At 64.5% G+C, this 606-nt stretch carries 1 protein-coding gene; it reads left to right on the top strand.

Annotated features, from left to right (window positions below; translation table 11 throughout):
- Position 1: 1 nt before the first annotated feature.
- Positions 2 to 606, top strand: a 605-nt coding sequence (locus PIGHUM_RS00010; protein WP_124077194.1) for a GTP-binding protein, incomplete at its 3' end; no start/stop codon positions are given.

The following is a 606-nucleotide window of genomic DNA, read 5'->3' as shown; positions in this document are numbered from 1 at the left end:
CATGGCAAAAGGCAAGTTTGAGCGTACGAAGCCGCACGTAAACGTGGGCACGATCGGTCACGTTGACCACGGCAAGACGACGCTGACGGCGGCGATCACGACGGTGCTGTCGCGTCAGTTCGGCGGCGAGGCGAAGGCGTACGACCAGATCGACGCGGCGCCGGAAGAAAAGGCGCGTGGGATCACGATCAACACGGCGCACGTGGAATACGAAACGGCGGCGCGGCACTATGCGCACGTTGACTGCCCGGGCCACGCGGACTACGTCAAGAACATGATCACGGGTGCGGCGCAGATGGACGGCGCGATCCTGGTGGTGTCGGCCGCCGACGGCCCGATGCCGCAGACGCGCGAGCACATTCTGCTGTCGCGCCAGGTTGGCGTGCCGTACATCATCGTGTTCCTGAACAAGGCGGATCTGGTGGACGACGCCGAGCTGCTGGAACTGGTGGAAATGGAAGTCCGGGAGCTGCTCTCGAAGTACGACTTCCCGGGCGACGACACCCCGATCGTGAAGGGTTCGGCACGCCTGGCGCTGGAAGGCGACAAGAGCGAGCTGGGCGAGCCGGCGATCCTGGAACTGGCCGCTGCGCTGGATTCGTACAT

The sequence above is a fragment of the Pigmentiphaga humi genome, assembly GCF_900606115.1.
Lineage (GTDB): Bacteria > Pseudomonadota > Gammaproteobacteria > Burkholderiales > Burkholderiaceae_B > Pigmentiphaga > Pigmentiphaga humi.
Note: the sequence above shows the minus strand (reverse complement) of the source record. Positions and strands in the feature narration are given on the sequence as shown.